A 16,643-nucleotide genomic window follows, 5' to 3' on the forward strand; every position below is an offset into this window, starting at 1 on the left:
ACAGAGGACACGGAGAAAGGCCCAATTCGGGTGAAGAACGTCGGTCGCATCGGGGAAAACCCGCGCGGTTCGCCGGAGCCGCTAAACGCAGCCAACCCATCCGCCGACCTGAAAGCCTTTCAGGTTTTCTCCGTGAACTCCGTGTCCTCTGTGGTTAATCCGCCTTTGACCTTCTTCGTGCCTTCGTGAGCTTCGTGGTGACAAAAAAAGCCCGTCAGCGAGTGCGGTGCTGTAGCCAAAGGATCAGGCGGGCGTGATGGTGCGGGTCGCTCTCGATGGCGCGTCCCGGGCGCAGGTCGTAGTCGGTGAGTGCGGCCTCCAGCGTCTCGTGGTTCTCGGCCAACTCCTCGGTCAGCGCCAGGATGAGCGTGGTGGGCGAAGGCCGATGCACGGCTGGATGGAAGCGCTGCGAGATCATGCCCGGTAGCGGGGGCTCTGGTTCCGCTCGAAAGCCGTCCGCGTCGAGGAAGCGTTCCCAGGCGTTCTCGAGCAGGGCCGCGACCACCTCGGTGCCACCCTCCCCCTGCTGCCGCTCCCAGTCGTTCAGGCCCTGGGCAACGAAGGCATAGTCGTTCAAGGTCGCCGCACCCGCCTGGTCTGCGGGCAACCCCATCAATGCCGGTAGCGCCGCCGGGTCATCGGCCACCTCCAGCAACCAGCCCCGTACGGCCTCGCCCGCCTCACGGAAGCGTTCGTCATGGTCGGCGGCCACTGCCAGCGCCGACAGCAACAAACCGTGAGCGCCCGTCAGGACCTTCTCGTCGCGCGGCAGACCCCGCTCTTCGCGAGCCCGAATGAGTGCCTCACGACCGGCGTCGATCTGCTCCTTCACCGCGTCCTCGTCGAGGTCGAAGCGTTCGGCCAGCTCGGCCTTGCTGTCGCCACTTCGGGGCAGATACCCGAGATCAAAAACCGAGGACCCTTCCATGCCGAACCATGCACGCACGAGCTCGGGATTCTCGTGACCCTCCAGTGCCGTCGCCAGGTCTTCCTCTGGCCAAAGGTAGGCACCGCCTTCCCGGCCCTGGTCGTCCATCGCCGATAGGCTGGAGGCAAAACCGCGGAACCCATCCGCCGAGGTATCGGCCTGCTCGCCCATGTCGTCCTCGCGCAACGCCATGTCCCGCTTAACAAAATCCAGGTTTTCGAGTCCAAGCTCGATCCAGTCCTCGCGGCCGTAGTGCTCGCCGGCCTGCAGATACAGCCAGGCTAGCTGCGCCTGATCCTCCAGCATCACCTCGAAGTGGGGCTCGTTCCAGTCAGGGGACTCGGAATAGCGGAAAAACCCACCCCCCAGCACGTCCCGCAACCCGGACCCGGACATTTCATCCAGCGTGATCTCGAGAAACTCGGGGATCCAGTCCGGGGCCTCGCCCACCTGATCCGCTTCCAGCATGGCTCGCAGCCAGGGCGAATGCGGGAACTTGGTGGACTGGCCAAAACCACCCCCAAGGTCATCCGCCTCCCTTTCAAATCGGCTCCACAACACCTGTGGCAGACGCCCGGCGCGGCTGTCGGACATCGGCTCCTCGCCTTCGCGCAACTGGGTGGACAGCTCCTCACTCCCACGGCGTGCCAGATCCACCAGCGCGTCGTAGTCCGCATCCAGGCGCTCGGTGATGCCATCCAGGAACTCGGCAAACTGATCGCGCGGGGCATACACCACGCCGGTCAACGCATGTCCATCGGGGGTCACCACGACGTTCAGGGGCCAGCCGGCGCTGCCGGCCGTGGCCCGCTGGAATTCCAACAGGTAGCTATCCAGGGCACCATCGACTTCGCGGTCAACCTTCACCGGTATGAAGTGCTCGTTCAGACGCTCGGCAATGCCCTCATCCTTGAAACTCTCCTCCTGCATCACGTGGCAGTAGTAACAGGAGTAGTAGCCGCTGGAGATCAACAAGGGCCGCTGCTCTTCACGCGCCTTGTCGAGCAGGGCCGGGTCCCAGCCACGCCAGTTGACCGGATCATCTACGTGCAGGCGCAGATAGGGCGAGATGCTGTCCGCCATTTCCGGATTGGCCTTGGCCACACCCGGAAGAACCATCGCCCCCAGCAGCAAAGCGGTGATCAGGGAAACCCGGTACCTTCCGAAATGCGCAAACATGTCGACTCCCAGCATCATAGTGTGAAGGTTGCTACTCTTTGGTGGACGGACGTGTACCAAAGGTTCATCCCGGCCTGGACGATCGGACACATCGTCGAGACGCGGCGATGCGAAATGGAACACGGCCTTGTACATCTGCTGTATAGATGTCGTACAATTACTTCATGGCGAGCGCAACGCACATCGGACTCCAAGATCAGGAAGGGCTTTACCCGATCCGGCATGTCTGTTCGGAGACGGGTATCAATGACGTCACCCTGCGCGCCTGGGAACGCCGTTACGGGCTGATTCGCCCGATGCGGACGCCCAAGGGGCACCGGCTATACAGTACCGGGGACATCGCCCGCATCAAACGCATCATGGAACTACTGGAAGAAGGTATTCCGGTATCCCAAGTGCACCGCGTGCTCACCGACGAGCCGAACACGGCGGATCCCGTATCCACTCGGCAGGAGCCATCTCCGGCCACTCAGCCAGACCGCCGCGAGAGCCCGGGTCCCGGGATCGCACCCCACACCATGGACCCGATCGCGGAAACGCTCTATGAGTCGGTGACCCATCTCGATATCGGCGACCTGGACCGCACCTATTCACGCCTGGTCATGCGCCACGGCTGGAACGGGGTACACGAGAGCGCCTTCCTCGAAATCTACCGGCGGCTGCGCGAGGAGTCGCGGCATAACGCCGAGGGCGAGGCCCGCCTGGCCGTCTTCGCTGCCTGGGCCACGGCGGCCTTCTCCGACCAACTGCGGGCCGCACTCCGCGCCTGCGAGGGGCCAGCCTGCCCCTGTCTGGTATTGGGTGGCGGACACCAACAGGTCGGCGGGATGCTCCTGCAGCTGGCCTGCGCGCGGCAGGATCTCCAAACCCTGCCCCTGTTCGATGTCACCAGCCCTGCCGGACTCGAAACCCTGATCCAGCGCCTGAACGCACCGGCGTTCATCATCCACGCCTCCTCGCAGCTGATGCGCAGCCCGGAACTGCCGCGCGTGGAGGCAATCCTCCAGCAGCCGGGGCCGACCTGCTACCTCGCCGGCTCCGCCGCGCTGGAACTGTCGCAACTGGAGCATGCCCGGGAGGTTGAAGTCCTGCCCGGACCGCCACTGGAAGCCGCTGCCCGGCTTGCCCGGCAGCTCAACGCTTAGCCCACCGCCGTTCGGACCACCGGCCCAGTGCCTCCTCCTCCCAAGGGCATCCGCCGCCTGCTGGTCATCCTTGGCGATCAGCTCGACCCGAACCAACCCAGCCTCCGGCAACTGCACCCTGACCACGACGCCCTGTGGATGGCTGAGGTGGTGGCGGAGTCCCGGCATGTGCCTTCGCACGCAGCACGCACCACCGCGTTCCTTTCGGCCATGCGCCATTTCGCCAGGGATCGTCACAATGCCGGCCTGAGCGTCCATTACCGTCGTCTCGGCGAACATTCGGAGGAAACCCTCGGCGCAGCCCTTAGAAAGGATCTCCCGCGGCTGCAGCCGCAACAGGTCCAGGTGCTACAGCCGGGTGAACACCGCATCCAGCGCGAGCTGGACCAGGCCTGCAACGCCAGCTCCGTCCCCTTCGAGATCCTCGATGACCCGCACTTCCTGGTGACCCTGGAGGCCTTCTCCACCTGGGCCCGGGGGCGCAAGCAACTGCGCATGGAGTACTTCTACCGCGAACAGCGCGCACGCCTCGGCATCTTGATGAACGATGACGAACCCGCCGGCGGACAGTGGAACTTCGATGCCGACAATCGAGGCCATTTCGGCCGTGACGGACCCGGCCTGCTGCCTGCACCCCTGGGATTTTTGCCGGACGCCCTGACCCAGGAGTGCCTGCGAGACGTCGCCCAGCATTTGCCCGAGCTTCCAGGGGAGACCGGTCACTTCGAGTGGCCTGTCACCGCCGAACAGGCCCAACAGGTCCTGGACGACTTCATCACGCACCGCCTGCCCCACTTCGGCACCTACCAGGACGCGATGTGGACCGATCAGCCTTGGCTCTATCACGCCCGCCTTTCAGCGGCGCTGAACCTGCACCTGATCCATCCGCGCACCGTGATCGACGCGGCCGAACAGGCCTGGCGCAATGGACACGCGCCTCTGGCCGCTGCCGAGGGCTTCATCCGCCAGATCCTTGGCTGGCGCGAATACGTGCGCGGTTTGTACTTTCACTTCGGCGAGGCCTGGCACGACTGGAATGCCCTGGAGGCTGACGAGCCGCTCCCCGCCCTATACTGGGATGCCGACACGTCCATGCAGTGCCTGCATCAGGCCGTGGGCCAGACCCTGCAATACGGCTACGCCCATCACATCCAGCGGTTGATGGTCACCGGCTTGTTCGCACAGCTGCTGGGCGTGCGTCCCGAAGCGATCCACGCGTGGTACCTGGGCATCTACGTGGATGCCGTCGAATGGGTGGAACTCCCCAATGTGATCGGCATGTCCCAGTATGCCGATGGCGGGCGCATGGCCTCCAAGCCCTACGTGGCCAGCGGGCGCTACATCCAGCGCATGAGCAACTACTGCCGGCACTGTCCCTTTGACCCGGCCGAGGCCCTGGGGGAAAGCGCCTGCCCCTTCACCACGCTGTACTGGGACTTCCTCGCCCGTCACCAGGACCGCTTTGCCCGCCACCCGCGCACCGCGTTGCAGTGGAAACACCTGGAGAAGATGGACCCCGACCGCCTGCGGGCCATCCGCGAACGGGCCGGCACGATCCGCGACATCCTGAAACGAGGCGACCGCATCTGATGACCAAGAGCCCGCCCACCCTGGTCTGGCTGCGGCGCGACCTGCGCCTGGCCGACCAGCCCGCCCTGCACGCCGCGCTGGCGAACGGCGGCCCGGTCATCCCGGTCTTCATCCACGCCCCGGACGAAGAGGCCCCCTGGCAACCCGGGGCCGCCTCCAACTGGTGGCTGCACCACAGCCTGGAGGTCCTGAACGCGGCGCTGACCCGACAGGGAAGCCGCCTGGTCCTGAGAAGCGGCCCCACCCTCGAGACGCTGCGCGCCCTGGTCCACGAGACCGGGGCCACGGCCGTCTACTGGAACCGCCTCTACGATCCCGCGCTGGTATTGCGCGACCAGGACATCAAGGCTGGCCTGCGCGCCGACGGGCTGGAGGTGCGAAGTTTCAACGGCCACTTGTTGATCGAACCCTGGGAGGTCGAGACCGGACAAGGTCGCCCGTACAGAGTCTTCTCGCCCTTCTGGAAGGCCTGCCGCCAACGCGGCATCGACCGCGATCCGTTGCCCGCACCCGAGACACTCCCGGCACCCCGGGCCTGGCCGGACTCGCTGTCCCTTGAACAACTCGAGCTGTTGCCCACAATCGACTGGGCCGCAGGGCTGCAGGCCACCTGGTCACCCGGCGAGGCCGGCGCCCACCAACGCCTGGAACAGTTTCTCCCCGAGGCCGCTCGCGACTACGCCGAGGGTCGCGAGCGCCCGGACCACGACGGCACCTCGCGCCTGTCACCACATCTGCACTTCGGCGAGATCAGCCCGCGCCAAGTCCTGCGCGCCCTGCGCGAGGCCGGGCTGGACCCGGAGAGCGGCGGCCCCGAGGCCTTCATACGCGAGCTCGGCTGGCGCGACTTCGCCCACCATGTGCTCTACCACTTCCCGCACACCCCGGAACAACCGCTGAACCCGCGCTTCGAGGCCTTTCCCTGGCGCGAGTCACAGCAGGATCTGGTCGCCTGGCAACAAGGCCGCACCGGCATCCCCCTGGTCGATGCCGCGATGGGCCAGCTGTGGGAAACCGGCTGGATGCACAATCGGCTGCGCATGGTCGTGGGGTCCTTTCTCACCAAGAACCTGCGCCTGCACTGGCATCTCGGCGCAAGTTGGTTCTGGGACACCCTGGTGGACGCCGATCTGGCCGCCAACACCCTGGGCTGGCAGTGGGCCGGTGGTTGTGGCGCAGACGCCGCACCCTACTTTCGGGTATTCAACCCCCAGCGCCAGGGCGAGCAATACGATCCCGAAGGCACCTTCGTACGCCGCTACCTGCCCGTGCTCAAGGACACCGAAACGCGGTATATTCACGCCCCGAGCGCCGGCGGCACACGCGGCTATCCCGATGCCATCGTCGACCTGAAGGCCAGCCGCCTGGCCGCACTCCAGGCCTTCGAGGCCGTTAAGAACACATGATCCAACAGGGCCCAAGCATGAACTTTTCCGAACAGAACCTGCAGTACCCGAAGGGTGTGAGCTACAACTTCAGCCGCTACGACAGCACCTCGCCCGTGCGCCTGAACCACGAGGGCAAGCGCTATGTCGGCCAGTTGCTGAACAACCAAGCGCCCTACCGCATCCGTCTGACCGAAGAGATTGTCGGCCCGGGTTCCTCGCGCTACACCCCGATCCGCGAGATCCAGCTGCAAAGCCTCGAAGGAGTCGAATACCTGCACAAGGGCCACCACGGCCACTAACGGATCGGGGGCCAGCGCTGGCCCCGGCTCTGCAGTCCCGGTCCAATCGACCGGGTGCGCAGGCGATTGGCATGGTACGGCAGCCGACCAAACGTGCAGTTTGGTCGATTCGCCCCTATTCTCGAGACATGACGTGCAAGAAAGGGACGAACACCATGAAAATGCTGCTGACTAGCCTCCTGGCCTTCAGCCTGTTGCTGCCGACGGCCGCCCTCGCCGACAAGCCTTCCGACGAGCGCGCAATTGCCGGCCTGGAAAACGGGCGCATCCTCTGGGACATCACCATCGGCGATCCCGAACGCCTGATTGCTCGCCTCAGTGTGATCGAGGAAACCTACGACGACATGGTCCGCCAAGGCCTGGAACCGGAAATGATGTTCGCGTTTCGGGGTGGTGCCGCGGGACTGATCGCTGCTTCCACCGATCACCTGGAGCTTGAGGACGTCTCTGCCGTACGCCACATCCATGAGCGACTGGAAGACCTACTAGCGCGCGACGGCGTGCACATGGAGGCCTGCAGCATCGCCACCCGGCGGTTCGATCTGACGCAGGATGATCTGCTGCCCGGCATCCAACTGGTCGGCAACACCTTCCTGTCCATCATGGGCTACGAGAGCCAGGGCTACGCCACCATCCGGATCGACTAACTGCTGTCCCCGAATCCCGTTACAATCGAATCGGGCTGCCCAGTAACACCGAATAACGCGGCAGGCGCCATCCAGTCGCCCGCTGCAGCCGGACGAAAGCGACGCAACAGAAGGGAGGCCACTTGGCGCATATGGAAATCACGACCTTCGGCACGGTCGGCGTGCGTGTGGGAGAACGTGACATACCCGCTCTGTCCGGGACCAAGCTCGGCCTGCTCCTGACCTACGTCGCGGCCGAAAGCCGGCGGCGCATCCCGCGCGAGGAGATCGCGCGGCTGTTCTGGCCCGATCTGGACGCGGACAGCGCCCGGGTCAACCTGCGCCAGGGCCTGTTCCAGCTGCGTCGCCAGCTGCCCAACAGCGATCCGCCTCTGCTCGACACGACCCCGCGCTATGTACGCTTCCAGCCCCAGACCGGATCACGCGTCGACTTTCTGACCCTGCAACGCGCACGCTCCGAGCGCCGCACCACGGAGGGCCGTGAGAGCAACGCCCCACCCCCCGATCTCGCCATCGTCTCCGATTACCGCGGGCACTTCCTGGAGGGCCTGCGGCCCCTGCAGGATCTCCCAGAACTCTGGACCTGGGCGCAAAACCAGCGCGAACAGCACTGGCAGAACCTGCTGGTCTTCATCACTCACAACCTCGCCGAGCTGGCCAAGCCCAACGAGGGCGAACCCCTGCTCGCCGAGCTCCATCGCCTGCTGGCAATGGAGCCGCACGACGAGACTCTTCACCACCTGCTAATGAAGGCCCTGGCAGTCACTGGGCATCCCAAGCGCGCCCTGGAGCATTACGCCCACCTGGAGGCCGAGTCCAGCAAGCCGCTCGGCGAACTCCTGAGCCGCACTCGCGAAGAGATCCTGGGCGCCGAGCGGGCCGAGAACTCCAGCCAGCACGCCTCCACCGAAGACGCCGAGCCGCCCGTCCTGCGCCCCGAACGGCGCCGTGTCACCGTCGTCGCCTGCCACGTCCATCCGGACCCATCGGCCGACATCGAAGTCCAGCAACAACAGGTGAACCGCGCCCTGGAGCACATCGACTTCGTGCTCCTGAGCCATCACGGACACGTCGTACCCGCCCCCGGCCATGGCCTCCTGGCCTATTTCGGTTACCCCGCCGGGCGCGAGGAGGCCACAGTCGACGCGGTTCACGCCGCCTGGCAGGCCCTGGAGACCGCCCCCGGCGACAGCAAGCTGCGTCTCGCCGTCGATAGCAACCTGATCGTCACCGGTGCCGATCCCGACCTCCCCGACCCGACCGGCCAGCTCACCGCCCGGGTCCATGAACTTGCCCAGCATGCGGACCCCGGCACCCTGCTTGTCAGCCATGACGCCCATGCTCGGATCTCCGGCTATTTCACGTTCCGGCCACTGGACGATGGCTCCGGCGCCTATCACGTCACCGGGGACCCGGGCCCGCTGGATCGAGTGGATGCCCAAAGCCAGCTCGATCAGACACCCCTGACCGGTCGTGATCCCGAACTGCAGGACCTGCGCAAACACTGGGACCAGGTCCTGGAGAACGGCGAGGTTCGGTACATCCTGGTCCAGGGGGAAGCCGGGCTCGGTAAGAGCCGCCTCGCGCGCAGCCTCGACCTTCAGGTGCGGGCCCAGGCCCGCTCCCGCCACCTGCTGAAATGCCGCGAGGACCGCGCACGCCAACTCCTCGCGCCGGTACGCCAGGCCTTTGCCGCCTGGGTGGGTCGTGACCGCATGCGGGAGGCCCGTCTGCGGCGCCTCGCCGGGGCGTTGCAACAAGCGGGAACGCCCGCCAAACTCGCCGATCAGCTCGCCCGCTGGCTCGCCCACCCCGATGCCGAAGGGCCCGAGAGCCTCCTGCACGAGGGGCTGGATCGCGACCGCATCATCGACATCCTGGTGGAGCTGATCCACCGCCGGGGGGCGCACGGCCCCACGCTCTTGATCTGCGATGACCTGCACTGGATGGATTCGGGAACCTCGGAATTCCTGCGCCGCCTGTATCAGCGTTCCCGCCACCGCCCGATCATGGCGATCCTCACGGCCCGCATGAGCTTCCGGTCCTCCTGGCGCGATTTATCTCTCAAACACGTCCGCCTGCACGCCCTGGACCACGAGGCGGCGCGCGCGCTCGTAGACCGCCTGGATGCCCACGGGCGCCTCCCCGGCACGTTACGCGAACAGCTGATTGAGCGTGGCGAAGGGGTTCCCCTCTTTCTCGAAGAGCTGACTCGCTATGCGCTTGAGGGCGCGCGCAGCGGGCAGCTACCCGACACCCTGCCGCCGGGGCTGTCCAATCTGTTGGTCGCGCGTCTGGAACAGCTGGGAAGCGCCCGCGAGATTGCCCATTTCGCGGCCGTCATCGGACGCGACTTCGACACCCGCATCCTGAGCCGACTGCGCGGGCAACCGGCCGATGCCATTCGCCGCCAGCTCACCCGCCTCACCGGCAAGGGCTTCATCGAACCGGCCGGCATGGTGGATGGTGTGCGCTATCGCTTTCGGCATGCGCTGTTCCTGCAGGCCGCCTATGAATCCATGCTGGTCTCGGAGCGTACCCGCCTGCACGGGCAATTGGCCGACCTGATGCGCGAAGACTCCGAGAATGGCATGCAGTCTGCCGACTGGGGTCGCATCGCCAATCACCTGTTTCATGCCCATCGCTATCCTGAAGCCGTCGCGGCCTGGCTAGACGCGGGCGAGGACGCCTTCGCGCGAGGAATCCTCCCGGAGGCCTCGCACTACTTCGAGGACGCCCTCAACTGCCTGGATCGCCAGCAGGCCGAAGAAGGTGACCAAGGGCCCGAGCACGAAAGCACGACCCTGCGCGCGCTGGGCGGCCTGGGCGCCTCCAATCTCGCCCTCTTGGGCTACGGATCGCGCACGGTCAACAACATCTTTGAACGCGCGATGCGTCTGACCGCACCGGAGCAGGACCCGGTTCAGTATTTCCGTGTCCTGTGGGGCCTCTGGCATGGGGCGGGCTCCTGGCACGGTTTCGAAGAGGCCCATCGGCTCGCCAACGAGATGGAACGCCTCGCCGAACGATCCGGCGACCGCCTGCTGCAAATCGCCGCGCACTACGTCCAGGGCAACACCCACTTCTGGACGGGCCGATTTGCCGAGGCGCTGGAGCACCAAACCCGGGCGGTCGAGCTCTACCAAGACGAAGACCATCCCGCTTTAGTCGCTCGTCACACCGAAAACCCAGCCATCAGCGCCCGTGGCTTCATGGCCTGGACCCTGCTCTACCTCGGCAATCACGCCCGCGCCTGGGCCGAGATGAACGCCGCCTGCGAGCAGGCCGACCAGCTCGGGCATCGCCCCACCGAGGCCTTCGTCCACAGTTTCCGTGCCGCGCTCGGCTTCTACGGCAACGATCCCGACTCGGCCCTGCCCGCGGCCCGCCGAGCGCTGGCCATCGCACGCGAATACGACTATCCGTTGTGGCGTGCGGCCGGCATTACCCTGGAAAGCTGGGCCCTGACGCGCCAGGGACAAGCGACCGCGCACGAGGTGATCGAGCAGCAAGTGGATGCCATGAGCCACATCATGGATGGTGTGAACACGATCTTTCAGTTAATCCTGCTGGACGCCCTGCAGGCCGCCGACGCGCCGGCCCAACGCCGCCTTGCCGTCGCCGACGAGGCCCTCGCAAGTTGCAGAACACGGGGTGACCTGGGCTTCGAAGCGGCCATTCGCCGGTTACGCGCCAACGCCCTGCTCAGTCTTGGTCAAGGCAAGGAAGCCGAAGGCTGGGAAGAGCTCGAATGCGCCCGCCGTACCGCGCATGAGCAGGGCAACCCCAACATTGAACGCCTGGCGCTTCTGGACTATGCCCGCCTCGCGGAAGAAGAAGAGGTCCAGACCTGGGCGGAACGCGAACTCCTGCGCATCAACCATTGCATCATTCCGCGACCGCACCCTGACGAGGACGAGCCGCGCCAACGCGACCCCCGTCTCGCCTGAACCAGTTCCGGCTCCACACTCTCGGGCAATGCAACGAAAGCTTCATCCCCGCGCAACAAAACCTCGATACTGCTGTAACGATACTGCCCTAGCCTGAGCGCTCGCTCTTTCCCCAAGGCTGTGTCATGCAAACGCCCAACAGCGACCCGCTGCTTGAGTGTCGGCAACTTCGCAAGACCTTCGGGTCGCATACTGCGCTTGATTCCATCGAGCTTCAGGTTCACCCCGGCGAATGCCAGGTCCTGCTCGGTCCCTCCGGTTGCGGCAAGACCACACTCCTGAATCTGATCGCGGGTTCGCTGGCGGCCGATGGCGGGACCCTTTCGATCGCGGGGACGGTCATGGATGACCCAGCTCGCGGTACTCACCAGCCGATGCAGACGCGCGGTCTGGCGATGGTCTTTCAGAATCACAGTCTGTGGCCACACATGAATGTGGAACAGAACGTGGGCTTCGGCCTGAAACTGCGGGGGACCACATCCTCGCAGCGGCGCCAGCGGGTCATGGAGATTCTCGAACGCCTCCAGATTGCCGAGTTTGCCGACCGGGCCATCTCCACGTTATCAGGTGGCCAGCAGCAACGAGTGGCGATCGCCCGCGCGCTGGTGGTCCATCCGCGCCTGCTGTTGATGGACGAACCTCTTTCGGCACTCGATGCCCGTCTGAAAGAAGAACTGAAGTCCGAGATCGCACTGCTCATCCGCGATACAGGACAGACCGTCGTGTATGTCACCCACGATCAGGGTGAGGCGTTTGCACTCGGCGACCGCATCGCCCTGATGGCAGATGGCCGTATCGCACAGAACAGTACCCCCGAGGCCATCTACCAGAGCCCCAGTAGTCGCTTCGTCGCCGAGTTCATCGGCAGCGCGAACATCCTGGCATTCGAGCGTCGGGGCGACGAGATCGTCCTCGACAATGCATTGCGCCTGGCCGCCACCAACGGTCTGCCGGCCAACGGCCACCTTGTGGTTCGTCGTGAGGACATCGACCTGTCTCCCGGCAAAGCCCCCCCTCCGGATGCACGACCCAATGGGGTGCTGCCGGGTTCCGTGCGCCACTCGCGCTTTCTCGGGGACCGCCACGAGATCCTCTTGGATCTGGACCAGGGCATGCGTCTGCGGGCATTTCACCGCTCGGCACTCGCCTGCGGCGAAACCGTCGGCATCAGCCTGGACCTCCAGCGCGCCCACGTCGTTCGCAGCTGATGGACATCCGCAGCCTCGTATTGCTCGCCGGTCTTGCGGTCGGGCTCCCGAGTCTGACCGGGTGCACGGGACCCTCCTCGAATGACGACACGCTGGTGGTCTACTCCGCGGGACCTCGACCCCTGATCGAACTCGTCGTGGAGGAATTCGAAGCCCGGCACGACGTCCGCGTCGACCTCTTCGCCGCCACCACCGGACAGGTCATGGCCAAACTGGAGGCGGAACGCTATCGCAACCGCGCGGACGTGGTGATTTTCGCCTCGGAACTCGCGGCCGAGGCCCTGAAGCGAGACGGACGCCTGAGACCCTATCGACCCGCCGGGGTCGAACAAACCCACCCCGACTGGCACGACCCGGACGGCTACTTCCACGCGACGGCCGCCGCCCTAGTGGGCGTCGCCGTGCGCAAGGATCGCCCGCTGGGTGGTTCGGGATCGCTCGACTGGCCCGATCTGATGCGGGCACCTCATGCCGAGCGGACAGTCATGCCATCGCCATCGCGCTCGGGAGCAACCGGCGACTTCCTGGTGAATTTCGCCCAGGTCCAGGGAGACGAGCTGTGGCCCGCGTTCATCGACGCCCGGACGGATGGACTCGACTTCGCGGCGGCCAACAGCCAGGCCATCGGCGGGCTCGTGACCGGCGCATACGACGCGATCCTGGGCGTGGTGGACTACCTTGTCCTGCGCCAGCAGGTCCGCAATCCCGAAGTCGAGATGCGCTACCCGACCAGTGGCGCGGCCATGGTTCGGCGGCCGATCGGGATCCTAGACGAGGCGCACGCGCCCGGACTGGCCGAGGCCTTTGTCGACTTTTACTTCTCCGAATTCGCCCAGGAGGCGGTGGCCGAACAGCACCTGATCCCGGCCCGGGAGGGTATCGCGAACAGTCCGGAACGGCAGGCGGCCTACGAAGGCATGCCTCCGATCCTGGCGCTGGACCGGAGCCAGGCACTCGCGGCTCAGAACCGACTGCTGCGCCAGTTTCAGCTCCGGGTTGAACGCGCGGAGATCCCGCGGGCGATACGGAGCCCGGCCCCATGATCACCGTGGCATCCGCGGCCACGCGCCCTTTCGTCCTGTCGTGGGCCAGCACCCGGCTCCCGGTGCTGCTGGTCGCGGCACTCTTGCTGCTGGGTGCGGGCTACCCCCTGGCGCTGTTGTTCCTGACCAGCATCTTCCCCGAAATCATGGGAGGGCGCTTCGAGGGCTTTCTCGATGCCTATCGCCGGATCGGCGAAACCGACGGCATCGGCTCCATGTTGTGGAACTCGTTTGCCTGGGCGGGCTCAACAACTGTTGTCAGCTGGATCCTCGGGGTGCCCTGCGGCTACCTGCTCGCACGGACCAATCTGCCCGGGAAACTGTGGGCTCGGCTTTCGCTGCTGGTTCCGATCATGACCCCGCCCTACATCGCGGCGCTGTCCTACATCCTGGTGATGCAGGACGGCGGGTTCTTCGACCAGCTACTGGGACCGATGCCCGAGGCGCTGCGTGCCTGGTTCTTTTCGTTCTGGGGCGTCACGCTCGTCATGGCGTTGGCCTCCTTTGGCTACGTCGCGCTGGCCACCGAGGCCGCACTGGCCTCCATACCGCGTCGCCTCGAAACCGCCGCGGCACAGTTGGGTGCCAGCTGGGGCCAGACCCTGCGCGCCATCATCATCCCGCTGATGCTGCCGGCGCTATTCAACTCCGGCCTGCTTGTGTTTCTCGAGGCGCTTTCGAATTTTGGTGTGCCCGCGGTCCTGGGCACACGCGCCAACCTGCCGCTGTTACCCGCCGAAATCTTCTACCTGGTGACCAGCTGGCCGCTCGACCTCGCGCTGGCCACGGCCCTGTCTTCCCTCTTGTGCCTGGTCGCCCTGATCGCGCTGTACGGGTCGCGCCTGCTGGCCAGCTTCATGGGCGGCGGCCGCTACGAACCCGAAACCCCGCATCAATTCCAGCTGGGGCGCGGGGCGCGCATCATCGGACTGGCCTGGTTTGCGGGGCTGTTCGTTCTGTCCACGCTGCTGCCCTACTTTGCCATGCTGGTCACCAGCATCGCAGACCAGTGGCAAGGGGCGCTCCCCAGCCTGACCCTCGACCATTACCGCGCCATCCTGACCCCGGGTTCGCGGGGGTCGGAGGCATTGTTCACCAGCCTGTGGCTGGCCTTCGCTGCCGCGACCATCAGCATCTTTCTCGGCGCGTGGATCGCGTACGTGATCTCGCGAACCCAGGGCTGGCTGCGCCATGCGCTGGAGGGCCTGGCAACCCTGCCACGCGTCATCCCCAAGATAGTTCTGGCGGTCGGCCTGATCCTCGCCTGGAACGCGTTCTGGGTGCCCGTCTCACCCTACAACACCGTGTGGATGCTGCTGCTGGCCTACGTGGTGATCTACATCACCGATGCCCTGAACTATGCCAACAGCCGCCTGCAGTCGATGGACCCGGCGCTTGAACATGCGGCTTCGATCCTCGGCGCCAGCCGCTGGCGCGTCTTCTTCCAGGTCGTCCTGCCTCAGCTCAAGCCTGTCCTGCTGGCCGCCTGGCTAACCACCTTCATTGTCACCATGCGCGAGCTCGTGGCCTCCATCCTGCTGCTTCCTCCGGGCCTAGACACCTCCGCAACCTTCATTTTCAACCAGTTCGAGCAGGGCGACCTCGCCGTCGCGATGGCCATGGCCAGCATCACCATCGCCTTGAGTTCGATCGTCCTGGTCGTGTTCCAGATTCGGAGCCGCCCCCGCGCTCCCACCTGATCACGCCGTGAGGCGTGTACCCACCACACCCGGTTCGCGGGACTCATGCCGGGTGTGCATACGCATACATTCACAGGAAAAGACCATGAAACCATTCAAGACTCCCGTACTCCTGGCCGCCCTGATCAGTGGTGGCCTCCTGGCTGCTCCGGCCCATGCCGAGAGCTCCACATCGGCCCTTATCGACAAATTGATCGAGCGCGGCGTGCTCACCGAACAGGATGTCCGCGACCTCCGCGAGGCGGAAGCCCAGGAAGCCGATGCCGTGGCCGACCAGATGAAGGCCGAGGATCGCTATCAGGGACTGGAGTACGAGCCGACCCTTCCGCTGCAGACCGTCGATGATCGCATCCAGGCACGCAAATTCCGTGTCGAAAGTCAGGACGGCAAGAACCGATTCGGGCTGCGCGGACGACTGATGGTGGACGCTGAGGCCGCTAACTGGGACGACAATCTTTCCGAAGCCGCCAATGAGGCCGATCCGATTCCCGAGTACGGAACGTTCCTGCGGCGCGCCCGACTGGGCGCCATCGGCGTCTATGACAACCTTTGGGAATGGCAACTGGAGGTCGACTTCCGGGACAGCGAAGTCGGCTTTGCAAACGCCTACGTCGCTCGACTCTTTGACAGCGGGCGGCTTGCAGTCGGCAACTTCAAAGAGCCCTTCTCGCTGGAAAGCTCGACCAGCTCGCGGCGCCTGACCTTCATGGAACGCGCCACGCCCGTGGATGCCTATCGGCCCAGCCGGCAGATCGGCCTGATGTACGAGACGCTGGTACCGGATTGGTATTTCGCGGCGGGCGTCTTTGGCGGGGACGGCACGGATCGCGATCGGGATGTCGAAGAAGGGTACAGCCTGGCAACCCGTGCATCGTTCGCCCCGTATATGTCCGAAGATACGTTCACCCACTTGGGTGCGTCCTTCAACCACCGGGTCAACGCGACGGACGAGGGCACGCTCGAAGATGTCCGCCTGCGCTCCCGTGAAGGCGCCCGAGCCATCGACGTCCGGCTGATTGGCCGCAATGACCTCGAGGGCGTCGACTCCTACAGCCGATATGCCCTCGAAGCCGCTTGGGGCAAAGGGCCCTTTTCTCTGCAGGGTGAGTATCTGCGAGTGGACCTGGATCTCGATCGTGAACAAGTCCTGGATGCCCATGGAAGTGACGCTACGGACAGAAGCAGCCTCACGCTGGACGGCTACTATGTCCAGGCGAGCTACTTCCTGACCGGGGAGCAACGCAATTATCGCGCCTTCAGCGGCGACTTTGGCGCCGTACGCCCGAATTCCGTCTTTGGTCACGGAGGTACGGGTGCGTGGGAAATCGCGGCTCGCTACGCCCATGCCGACTCGATGGAACACACCCAAGTGGGGCGCGGCAACAAGATGGACCACTACACCCTTGGTCTGAACTGGTACCCGAATCAGGACATGGTGTTCAAGCTGAACTACATGTACTTCGACTACGAGGGTCGTGGTGGCGTATCCAATGGCAACCAAGTGCTGGCCGCCCGCGCCCAGTTCGAGTTCTAGGACGAGCGGATCGGCGAGCACAGGGAGGTGCT

At 65.2% G+C, this 16,643-nt stretch carries 11 protein-coding genes; 10 read left to right on the top strand and 1 reads right to left on the bottom strand.

Going from position 1 to position 16,643, the window contains the following annotated elements:
- Positions 1 to 214: 214 nt before the first annotated feature.
- The gene (locus D002_RS0100615; protein WP_018875042.1) at positions 215 to 2,125 is read right to left on the bottom strand and encodes a thioredoxin domain-containing protein; all 1,911 of its coding nucleotides are present in this window, start codon (positions 2,123 to 2,125) and stop codon (positions 215 to 217) included.
- 128 nt (positions 2,126 to 2,253) lie between these two features.
- Here D002_RS0100615 and D002_RS0100620 point away from each other — a divergent pair, with 128 nt between their 5' ends.
- From D002_RS0100620 to D002_RS0100665, 10 genes are all read left to right on the top strand, one after another.
- Positions 2,254 to 3,252, top strand: a complete 999-nt coding sequence (locus tag D002_RS0100620; protein ID WP_018139984.1) for a MerR family transcriptional regulator — start codon at positions 2,254 to 2,256, stop codon at positions 3,250 to 3,252.
- Positions 3,253 to 3,279: 27 nt separating this feature from the next.
- Positions 3,280 to 4,842, top strand: coding sequence for a cryptochrome/photolyase family protein (locus D002_RS0100625; protein WP_018139985.1), 1,563 nt, complete (start codon positions 3,280 to 3,282; stop codon positions 4,840 to 4,842).
- Complete coding sequence (locus D002_RS0100630) at positions 4,842 to 6,248, top strand: deoxyribodipyrimidine photo-lyase (protein WP_018139986.1); 1,407 nt, start codon at positions 4,842 to 4,844, stop codon at positions 6,246 to 6,248. The genes D002_RS0100625 and D002_RS0100630 overlap by 1 nt, the downstream gene beginning before the upstream one ends.
- Positions 6,249 to 6,265: 17 nt before the next feature.
- The gene (locus D002_RS0100635) at positions 6,266 to 6,529 is read left to right on the top strand and encodes a hypothetical protein (protein WP_026181413.1); all 264 of its coding nucleotides are present in this window, start codon (positions 6,266 to 6,268) and stop codon (positions 6,527 to 6,529) included.
- Positions 6,530 to 6,684: 155 nt separating this feature from the next.
- On the top strand, positions 6,685 to 7,176 hold the full coding sequence (locus D002_RS0100640; protein ID WP_018139988.1) for a DsrE family protein: 492 nt from the start codon (positions 6,685 to 6,687) through the stop codon (positions 7,174 to 7,176).
- A 131-nt stretch (positions 7,177 to 7,307) separates the two neighbouring features.
- Positions 7,308 to 11,126, top strand: coding sequence for an AAA family ATPase (locus D002_RS0100645; RefSeq protein ID WP_018139989.1), 3,819 nt, complete (start codon positions 7,308 to 7,310; stop codon positions 11,124 to 11,126).
- Positions 11,127 to 11,251: 125 nt separating this feature from the next.
- Positions 11,252 to 12,334 carry an ABC transporter ATP-binding protein gene (locus D002_RS0100650; RefSeq protein ID WP_018139990.1) on the top strand — a complete coding sequence of 361 codons (1,083 nt, stop codon included), beginning with the start codon at positions 11,252 to 11,254 and terminating at the stop codon, positions 12,332 to 12,334.
- On the top strand, positions 12,334 to 13,377 hold the full coding sequence (locus D002_RS0100655) for an extracellular solute-binding protein (protein WP_026181414.1): 1,044 nt from the start codon (positions 12,334 to 12,336) through the stop codon (positions 13,375 to 13,377). Before D002_RS0100650 ends, D002_RS0100655 begins: the two co-directional genes overlap by 1 nt.
- Complete coding sequence (locus D002_RS0100660; RefSeq protein ID WP_018139991.1) at positions 13,374 to 15,077, top strand: iron ABC transporter permease; 1,704 nt, start codon at positions 13,374 to 13,376, stop codon at positions 15,075 to 15,077. The genes D002_RS0100655 and D002_RS0100660 overlap by 4 nt, the downstream gene beginning before the upstream one ends.
- Positions 15,078 to 15,162: 85 nt before the next feature.
- Positions 15,163 to 16,611: an OprO/OprP family phosphate-selective porin gene (locus tag D002_RS0100665; protein ID WP_018139992.1), complete on the top strand. Its 1,449-nt coding sequence runs from the start codon at positions 15,163 to 15,165 to the stop codon at positions 16,609 to 16,611.
- The last annotated feature ends 32 nt before the right edge of the window (positions 16,612 to 16,643 follow it).

Origin of the sequence: Thioalkalivibrio sp. ALJ7 (assembly GCF_000376865.1) — a bacterium.
Taxonomy (GTDB): Bacteria; Pseudomonadota; Gammaproteobacteria; order Ectothiorhodospirales; family Ectothiorhodospiraceae; genus Thioalkalivibrio.

Bases quoted from the DNA above. Each gene is read 5' to 3' on its own strand.
- D002_RS0100615 (WP_018875042.1), bottom strand. From the start codon at position 2,125: ATGATGCTGGGAGTCGACATGTTTGCGCATTTCGGAAGGTACCGGGTT.
- D002_RS0100620 (WP_018139984.1), top strand. From the start codon at position 2,254: ATGTCGTACAATTACTTCATGGCGAGCGCAACGCACATCGGACTCCAA.
- D002_RS0100630 (WP_018139986.1), top strand. From the start codon at position 4,842: ATGACCAAGAGCCCGCCCACCCTGGTCTGGCTGCGGCGCGACCTGCGC.
- D002_RS0100635 (WP_026181413.1), top strand. From the start codon at position 6,266: ATGAACTTTTCCGAACAGAACCTGCAGTACCCGAAGGGTGTGAGCTAC.
- D002_RS0100640 (WP_018139988.1), top strand. From the start codon at position 6,685: ATGAAAATGCTGCTGACTAGCCTCCTGGCCTTCAGCCTGTTGCTGCCG.
- D002_RS0100645 (WP_018139989.1), top strand. From the start codon at position 7,308: ATGGAAATCACGACCTTCGGCACGGTCGGCGTGCGTGTGGGAGAACGT.
- D002_RS0100650 (WP_018139990.1), top strand. From the start codon at position 11,252: ATGCAAACGCCCAACAGCGACCCGCTGCTTGAGTGTCGGCAACTTCGC.
- D002_RS0100655 (WP_026181414.1), top strand. From the start codon at position 12,334: ATGGACATCCGCAGCCTCGTATTGCTCGCCGGTCTTGCGGTCGGGCTC.
- D002_RS0100660 (WP_018139991.1), top strand. From the start codon at position 13,374: ATGATCACCGTGGCATCCGCGGCCACGCGCCCTTTCGTCCTGTCGTGG.
- D002_RS0100665 (WP_018139992.1), top strand. From the start codon at position 15,163: ATGAAACCATTCAAGACTCCCGTACTCCTGGCCGCCCTGATCAGTGGT.